Source organism: Burkholderia sp. LMG 13014, from assembly GCF_905232215.1.
Lineage (GTDB): Bacteria > Pseudomonadota > Gammaproteobacteria > Burkholderiales > Burkholderiaceae > Burkholderia.
On the sequence record NZ_CAJNKE010000646.1, the window covers coordinates 1 to 3,201 of the forward strand.

General features: G+C 66.5%; 3 protein-coding genes. All 3 read left to right on the top strand.

Annotated elements, in window-relative coordinates:
- A partial coding sequence (locus tag JYJ84_RS32435; protein ID WP_205189976.1) for a molybdopterin cofactor-binding domain-containing protein occupies positions 1 to 1,326 on the top strand: 1,326 nt, incomplete at its 5' end.
- Between the two features lie 68 nt (positions 1,327 to 1,394).
- Positions 1,395 to 2,312 (top strand): LysR family transcriptional regulator, encoded by a 918-nt coding sequence (locus tag JYJ84_RS32440; RefSeq protein WP_175221457.1) that lies wholly within the window; start codon positions 1,395 to 1,397, stop codon positions 2,310 to 2,312.
- Positions 2,313 to 2,459: 147 nt separating this feature from the next.
- A partial coding sequence (locus JYJ84_RS32445; protein ID WP_205189977.1) for a hypothetical protein occupies positions 2,460 to 3,201 on the top strand: 742 nt, incomplete at its 3' end.

Below are 3,201 nucleotides of genomic sequence, written 5' to 3' on the forward strand. Positions count from 1 at the left end.
GACCTGAAGCGGATTGCGACCCAGCGCATCGAGATCGCCAATACGCATGCGCAAACCGCGCCGGTGACGAAAACGCTGAGCGCCACCTTTCTGAAGAACTACCTGCTGCACGGCTCGATCGGGCCGTCCTGTTCGGTCGCGCATCTCGAGAACGGCACGCTGACCGTATGGACCCACTCGCAAGGCGTCTACCCGCTGCGCGATGCGCTCGCCGAGATGCTGTCGATGCCGAAGGCCAGCGTCCGATGCATTCACACCGAAGGTTCCGGTTGCTACGGGCACAACGGCGCGGACGACGCGGCGGCGCATGCGGCGCTGATCGCGGCCGCGATGCCCGGCAAGCCGATCCGCGTCCAGTGGATGCGCGAACAGGAACATACGTGGGACCACTTTACGCCGGCGATGGTCACCGAGCTCAGCGCGTCGCTCGACGCCGGCGGCCACATCGTCGACTGGAACTACGCGCTGTGGAGCAGCTCGCACAACGAGCGCATCGTCAATGCCGGCCGGCTGCTGCCCGCGCGAATGCTCGAACCACCGTTCGTTTCCGCGCCGTCGACGCCGATGCTGCAGCCCGAGGGCGGCGGCGATCGCAACGCGATCCCGCTGTATGCGCTGCCGAACATGCACATCGTCAACAACTTCTCGCCGACGATGCCGCTGCAGACGTCGGCGATGCGCTCGCTCGGCGCGCACACGAATGTCTGGGCGATCGAAAGCTTCATGGACGAGCTGGCGCACACCGCCGGCGTCGATCCCGTCGAGTTCCGGCTGCGTCACATGCAGGATCACCGCGCGCGCCAGGTGATCCAGCTCGTCGCGACCAAGTTCGGCTGGCCCCGGCCGCCGCGCGAGCGCAACCGCGGCGTCGGCTTCGCGTTCGGCCGTTACAAGAACCTGATGGCCTACGTCGCGATCGCGATCGACATTTCGGTCGTGCCTGAAACGGGCCAGGTGACGCTCGACCACGCGGAAGTCGCCGTCGACGCCGGCCAGGTCGTATCGCCGGACGGCATCCGCAACCAGATCGAGGGCGGCATCGTGCAGGCCGCGAGCTGGACACTGTATGAAGCGCTGAAATACGATACGCAGCGCATCCGTAGTTTCGACTGGAGCAGTTATCCGATCCTGCGATTCTCGGCCGCGCCGCAAAGCCTGAAGGTGCATCTCGTCAATCGTCCCGGCGCGCCGTTTCTCGGCGCGGCCGAGGCGTCGATGGGACCGACCGCCGGCGCGCTCGCCAACGCGATCTTCGACGCGACCGGCCAACGCGTGCGCGAGATGCCGTTTGCCGGCGACGGGCTCAGGAAACGCATCGACGCGTAGCGGTATCGCACAACAAATCGCCGGCACGTACCGGCGCGGGCAACACACAGGCTGGAGATTTCCGAACGATGGATACCTTGCTTTCGATGCGCGTGTTTACGCGCATCGTCGAGACGGGCAGCTTCACGCGCGCGTCGGACACGACCGGGCTCACGACACCGCGCGTGTCCGCGTTGCTGAGCACGCTCGAACAGCATCTCGGCTGCAGGCTGCTGAACCGGACGACGCGCCGGATCTCGCTGACCGACGACGGGCAAGCCTATTACGAACGCTGCGTCGGCGTGCTGCGCGAAATCGACGACATGGAAGCGGCCGTCTCGCAGGCGCGCAACGTGCCGCGCGGCCGCCTGAAAGTGAACCTGCCGCCGGCCATGGCGAAGCAGATCATGGTGCCCGCCCTGCCTGAATTTCTCGCCGCACATCCGAGCATCTCGGTCGAACTCGGCGTGACCGATCGCCAGATCGACCTCGTTGGCGAGGGGGTCGATTGCGTCGTGCGCGTCGGTGCGCTCGACGATTCGGGGTTGGTCGCGAAACGGATCGGCAGCCTGACCACCTGCACATGCGCGGCCCCCGCGTATCTGGAACGATGCGGCGCACCCGAATCGGTGGACGATCTCGCGCAGCACATCGCGGTTAGCCACATCTCGGCGGATACGGGCCGGCCGCGACCCTGGGACTACGTCGTCGACGGTGAGACGCGCATCATCCAGATGTGCGGCACGGTCGCTGTCAACGACGCCGACACCTACATCGCGTGCGGTGTCGCGGGCATCGGCCTGATCAAGACCTCGCTGTACCTGGTCGAGCCGTATCTGCAATCGGGGCGCCTGCGCGAGGTGCTGACCGATTTCAACACCCCGCCCCGGCCGATCTCAGTCCTGTATCCACCGAACCGGCATACGCCCGTCAAGCTCAAGATCTTCGTCGACTGGCTCGCGTCGCTGTTCGCGCAGATTCCGACACTGCAGGGCAAGCGCGGCTGAAGGTGCCTCGGGCCTCCGCGCGCACCGCATAAATCAAGTGATTTAAGACGCGGTTTAGGACTATTCAGTCGGCTCGATCCAGACTGCTCTCATGGGGCTTCGCCACCCGCGATATCCGCACCAGAGGCCCGTTTCGAGAGGCGCATCATGAAGATCGCAATTGCCGGCGGCTCCATCACGGGCCTGGCCGCCGCCGTCACGCTGAATTGCATCGGTCACGAGGTCCTCGTCCATGAGCGCCGCGACCGGCGCGTGCCCGATCATGGCGGCGGTGTCGCGGTACTGCGCCGCATGACGGCATTTCTCGACGCGCACGGCAGCCAACGGCTGTCGATCGCGACGGTCCCGACGCGCCGCCGGCGCTGGATCGACCGCGCGGGCGGAATCGTCGACGACGCGTGCCAATGGCTGCCGTTCTCGTCGTGGGACATCGTCTATCGCGCGCTGTGCGCGATGCTGCCGGACGGAATGATCCGGTACGACAGTCCCGTGACGGTCGAGAGCCGCGACCCGGACGGGGTCGACTTGCAGATCGGCGCCGCGCGCGAACGGGTGGACCTGCTCGTCGCCGCGGAAGGCGCGGGTTCGCGCATCCGAGCCGCGCTGTTTCCCGGCTACGCGCCGCGCTATGCCGGCTACTTCGCGTGGCGCGGCGTCGTCGACGAAGCCGCGTTCAATGCGGAGACCATCGAGATGCTCGTCGAGAACCTGACGCTCTACCGGCAGCCCGGCGAACTGTTCATGGCGTTCCAGATTCCCGCCACCGACGGCATGCCGGGGTCTCGCGCGCAGCGCTTCAACTGGATCTGGTACCGCTCCGAAGCAAACCTCGACGCGTTGCGCGGCCATGTTGCCGACCTCGGCGGCCGCCTGCACGACGCATCGGCCG

Coding starts and splice junctions, on each gene's coding strand:
- JYJ84_RS32440 (WP_175221457.1), top strand. CDS start 1,395: ATGGATACCTTGCTTTCGATGCGCGTGTTTACGCGCATCGTCGAGACG.